The sequence below is a fragment of the Facklamia sp. P12932 genome (genome assembly GCF_050409545.1).
Taxonomy (GTDB): Bacteria; Bacillota; Bacilli; order Lactobacillales; family Aerococcaceae; genus Facklamia.
The window spans coordinates 1-5,273 of sequence record NZ_JBNUPG010000035.1 but is presented as its reverse complement, the minus strand read 5'-3'; the positions used below and the strand labels follow the sequence as shown (position 1 = coordinate 5,273).

Sequence of the window (5,273 nt, the reverse complement as noted above, 5' to 3'; positions counted from 1 at the left end):
TATACCATTCAATTAACCGTTTAAATACAAACTCCAACTTTTGAGGTTCACATCAATTCAGAAGATCTTTTTGTGAAAATATATTTGTTTAGTGAGCCTTTTCGTATTTATAATCCCATGATAGATGTTCTGCATCGATTTGAACTTGTTTGTCATAATCTTTCAGGACTTCTGCTGTTTTACCTGACAAAAAGATTAGAGCAATTATATTAGGTAAAGCCATTAGCCCCATTGATAAGTCAGCAATATCCCAAACTACACCAGGACTTGCAAAATAACCCATGGCAATTGCCATCAAAGCAACTAACTTAAAAGAATGAATGATTTTCCCATTATCAAAGATAAATTTAACATTGGACTCTGCAAAGAAAAACCAACCAACAATTGTAGTTAAGGAAAAGCTTGATAAGGCGATGGCTAAGAATGACTCTCCAATTTTTCCAAATTGAATTTGGAAAGCAGTTTGTGTCATGATTTGACCATACTCACCTAAAGCTTGAGGAGTCATAGCTTGGATTGTTTCAATGGAATAAGCCCCTGTTAAAAGATTTATCATGACCGTTGCCACACAAATAATAAAAGTACATATAAAAACACCAATCATGGCAATAAAGCCTTGTTCAGCAGGATGTGAAGTCACAGCTACTGCATGAGAATGGGGGGTTGATCCCATTCCGGCCTCATTTGAAAATAAACCTCTAGCTAACCCATATCGCATTGCTTGCTGAACACTGATTCCTAGCGCTCCTCCAGCTATCGCTTGAGGATTGAAAGCGCTATTAATAATCAACTTGATAGTGGGTATCAATTGATCAATGTTTAAAATCATAATTAATAATGCCACTAAAACATATGATATGGCCATAGTAGGAACAACACGCTCAGAAAATTTACCAATCCGCTCCATTCCTCCAATAAGGATCCAGCCAACCACCACTATTAAAACACAGGCTATCAAGAATTGATTTAAACCAAAAGCCGTATTCATTGACGAAATAATAGAGTTAGCCTGAACCATAATACCAACTAATCCAAGTGCAACAATGCACAAAACAGCAAAAATATATGCTAGCCACTTTTGCTTTAAACCATTTTTAATATAGTACGCAGGTCCTCCAACTAACGTACCATCTGAAACTTCCCTCTCCCTAAATACTTGAGACATGGTAGCTTCAGCAAACATTGTAGACATTCCTAAAAAGCCAGAAACCAACATCCAAAATGCCGCTCCCGGACCGCCACCAATAATAGCAGTTGCAATCCCTACTATATTGCCAGTCCCTACTTGAGCCGCAACGGCTGTAGCTAAAGATTGAAAAGGAGTCATACCACCTTCTTTGGCTGATTTACCCTTTATAATATCTGATATCATACGTTTCAGAGCAGGAAAAACACGTGAAAACTGCGGGAAACCCAAACGAACAGTCATAAATAATCCGATTCCAATAAAAGCATATAAAAGAACATAATCCCATAAATAATCTCTAAGTGTTACAACAATATCTGAAAAATTCATTAAATAATTCCTTTCTTAATTAGAAACAGCTGAAGTAGACCTGTTAATAAATAAATAAATAACTTTCATATAAAGGTTCACTCCTTCCAAGATAATTTGTCGCTACTTGTTAAGATTAACACAAACTATAAGGTAAATTAATGGTTTTCATTAATTTTTTTAATCGTTTTACTCAATAGTATTATAGCTGATATGTTATTTTTAAACATTTGAATGCTTGAAGGAAATTGTGACTTAATTACTAACGTTCGATGTAGAATTTTAGTCATTCATAAGTATGCTAAATATCGAATAAGATTGATAAAAGGCATTCTATTTCATTTTTATGTTAATAAGTAGATTAGTTTGAAAGAACTTAGATCATTAACTAGAATTCTTAATTTTAAAAAGAAAGAAGTGGTATCCATCCGATATAAACACCGAATAAATACCACTTAAATAATCACAAAATATCAACTTTTATTATAACTTCCATAACCAAAATCCTAATGCGGCCGAGAAGACTCGAACTTCCACATCCTTAAGGATACCAGCCCCTCAAGCTGGCGCGTCTGCCATTCCGCCACGACCGCTCTATCAATAACGATAGTATATATTGTAACGAATCGGCAGCGCTTATGTCAACTTTTATTTAGGATTTATTAGTTTTAATCCAATGCGTGACCGTTCACGATCAATAGAAATTACTTCTACTTCAACAATATCTCCCACGGCTACTAGCTCAGAAGGATGCTTAATGAATCGACCTTTTGGTGAACTTAATTTAGATATATGGATAAGTCCATCCTGTTTAACTCCAATATCAACAAAAACGCCAAAGTCGACAACATTTCTTACAACACCCTGTAACTGCATATTTTCCTCTAAGTCTTCCAGCTTCAAAACATCGTCTCTTAAAATAGGCGCATCCTGACCATCTCGAATATCTTGACTAGGATTTATCAAGCCTTCCAAGATATCCTTGGCTGTTTCTTTTCCAATTTGATAAGTTTGAGCAATCTGCTGGGTGTCTAAAGATTTTAAAATTTGACTGCTTTCTACTTGACCTATTTCATCTAAAGACAAGCCATTATCTTCTAGAATCCGTTCTGCAATTGCGTATGATTCTGGGTGAATAGAGGTCTGATCTAGAGGGTTTGTTCCTTTTATAATGCGTAAGAAACCAACAGCTTGTTCATAGGTTTTTGGTCCCATGCGTTTCACTTTTTTAATCTGTTTTCGATCCTCAAACCTACCAATCTCATCTCTTAAAAGAATCACATTCTTAGCTGTTGCATGGGTCATTCCAGATACACGTTCTAATAATTGAATACTAGCAGTATTAATGTCGACTCCTACCTGATTGACTGTCATATTAACGACAAAATCCAATTCATCTGCCAATAAATTTTGGCTAACATCGTGCTGGTATTGTCCGACTCCCATTGATTTCGGATCAATTTTTATCAACTCTGCTAGAGGATCTTGCAATCTTCTTGCGATAGAAACTGCACTTCTTTCTTCTACTTGATAATCAGGAAATTCTTCACGAGCTATTTTACTAGCTGAATATACAGAAGCGCCTGCCTCATTAACAACTATAAACCGAATAGACCGGTCAATCTGCTTAACTACTTCACTTACAAAGACTTCAGATTCTCTACTTGCTGTTCCGTTACCAATAGCAATAACATCAACTTGATGTTGTTCAATCATTGACTTTAAAATAGTCGCTGCTTGTTGGCGCTTATAGTCAGTTGCAGGTGGATGCGGATAGATTACACCCTTATCTAGCACACGACCAGTTTCTGAAATAATCGCCAATTTGCACCCCGTACGATAAGCAGGGTCTAATCCGAGTACGCGAAAGCCCTTCATTGGAGGCTGTAAAAGTAAATGACGTAAGTTCTCTCCAAAAATAGCAATCGCATGGCGATCTGCCCTTTCAGTTTGTTCACTCCTAATTTCACGCTCAATTGCCGGCTGAATAAACCGTTTATAGGCATCTTTAATTGCTAACTCAATCCGCTCTTTTTGTTGGTTAGGCAGTTCTTCATCTAGAATATGCTTTTCTATATACTGAAGCGCCGGTTCCTCATCTACTTGGATTTTAACTGAAAGAACCCCTTCTTTTTCACCACGATTGGAGGCTAAGACACGATATTCAGCAATTTTCATTAGTTTTTCTTGGAAATCGTAATACATTTGATAAACTCCACGTTCGTCAATGTCTTGCTCTTTTAAAGTAGTGGTCCAATAGGCATTATATTTTGTATATTTTCGAATAAATTCTCGGAAATCTGCTCGATCCGATATTTCTTGAGCAATAATCTCATGGGCTCCTTCGAGTGCTTTGTCAACTGATGAAACCGACTCGTTAAGATATTTTTCGGCCTCTTGCTCCAGTGGAACATCTAAGTCTTTATTAGTTAGCATCCAACTTGCTAAAGGTTCTAAACCATTCTCAATAGCCACCATCGCTTTAGTCCGACGTTTTTTCTTAAAGGGACGATATAAGTCTTCTACTTGTTGTAATGTCTGTGCCTGTTCAATATTTTCTTGAAGGTCAGCATCCAGCTTCCCTTGTTCCTCAATCGCTTTTAAGACATCCTCTTTGCGTTGATGGAGATTTAAAGCATACTGATACTGTTTATCGATATCATAGATTTGAACCTCATCTAGAGACCCAGTCATTTCTTTACGGTAACGTGAAATAAAAGGGATTGTATTCCCTTCCTCCAATAAATTAAGAACCGCATTAATTTGATTGACTTCTATATTTAATTCGTTGCTAATGGATTTGATAATATTTGCTTGATTGTTTTCATTATTCATCCTATCATTCTCCTTCTAAAACTGGGACGGAATATATCTGAATTACTGCCGTTTTACTAACTTTCATAGCATGCAGTTCTCCTCCAAAGACACAACCACCATCAATTCCCCATTTCATATCTTTACGCCAAACATTGGAATTATAGTAATTCTGATGAAGCACCATAGTTGGAGTGTGCCCAAAAATAATTTGTTTACCGGTAGAATTCTTTGTTTGATGAAAGCTGTCTCTAATCCACAGAAAATCGTGATCAGAAGTGTTTTTCCAGTTTTCAAGCGACAAATCTACACCAGCATGAACAATAATGAATTCTCCATATTCAAAATAATAAGGGAGACCCTCTAACCAAGTTTCCAGCTTAGGATAAGTCTGTTTAATTTGACGAGCTAGTCGTCTGGCTTGTGATTTTAAGACTTTCTCTTCAGGAATATTTAATAACTGACAAATAGTCGCTACTCCACCATTCATAATGTAATGATTAAAAAAATTATGCGGGCTTCGCAAAAAATTTAAGAGCATGGATTCGTGGTTCCCTCTTAAACAGAGGGCATTCTTTTCTTTTTGAAGTTGCCATACACGGTTTAAAACAGCTAAACTATCATAGCCACGATCAATATAATCTCCAATAAAGACCAATCGCTCTTCTTCAGGTATCCAACTTGCTAATAGTTGATCTAATTCATCACTCATTCCGTGGATATCTCCGATAACAAATAAGTGCTCTGGATTATTTTTCACTGCTTCACCGCCTTTAAAATCGAATAAATTAAGTATAGCATAGCTTAAGTAGTAGGAAAATCATAGAATATTTTATAGAAAGCTCGATCAATAGTAAAGCCCCTCACGCAAGTTAGAAGAAACTACTTGAAGGGCTTTATTGTTTTGGTTCTATAATAAACAGGGTGGATGGAAGAAAAAAACACTTCCTTCCATCCTATTTTT

Annotated in this window: 3 protein-coding genes and 1 tRNA gene; all 4 read right to left on the bottom strand. The window is 36.2% G+C overall.

The features are described from left to right. Positions 1–88: 88 nt before the first annotated feature. Complete coding sequence (locus tag ACQV2P_RS08400; RefSeq protein WP_428875543.1) at positions 89–1,516, bottom strand: alanine/glycine:cation symporter family protein; 1,428 nt, start codon at positions 1,514–1,516, stop codon at positions 89–91. A gap of 489 nt (positions 1,517–2,005) precedes the next feature. Continuing rightward, a tRNA-Leu gene (locus ACQV2P_RS08395) sits at positions 2,006–2,088 on the bottom strand. Positions 2,089–2,143: 55 nt separating this feature from the next. Beyond that, complete coding sequence (locus ACQV2P_RS08390) at positions 2,144–4,330, bottom strand: Tex family protein (RefSeq protein ID WP_428874575.1); 2,187 nt, start codon at positions 4,328–4,330, stop codon at positions 2,144–2,146. A gap of 4 nt (positions 4,331–4,334) precedes the next feature. After that, on the bottom strand, positions 4,335–5,069 hold the full coding sequence (locus ACQV2P_RS08385; RefSeq protein ID WP_428894882.1) for a metallophosphoesterase family protein: 735 nt from the start codon (positions 5,067–5,069) through the stop codon (positions 4,335–4,337). Positions 5,070–5,273 lie beyond the last annotated feature (204 nt).

What these genes read in the sequence shown, in the direction of transcription:
- ACQV2P_RS08400 (WP_428875543.1), bottom strand. Translation starts at nt 1,516, where the DNA reads ATGAATTTTTCAGATATTGTTGTAACACTTAGAGATTATTTATGGGAT.
- ACQV2P_RS08390 (WP_428874575.1), bottom strand. Translation starts at nt 4,330, where the DNA reads ATGAATAATGAAAACAATCAAGCAAATATTATCAAATCCATTAGCAAC.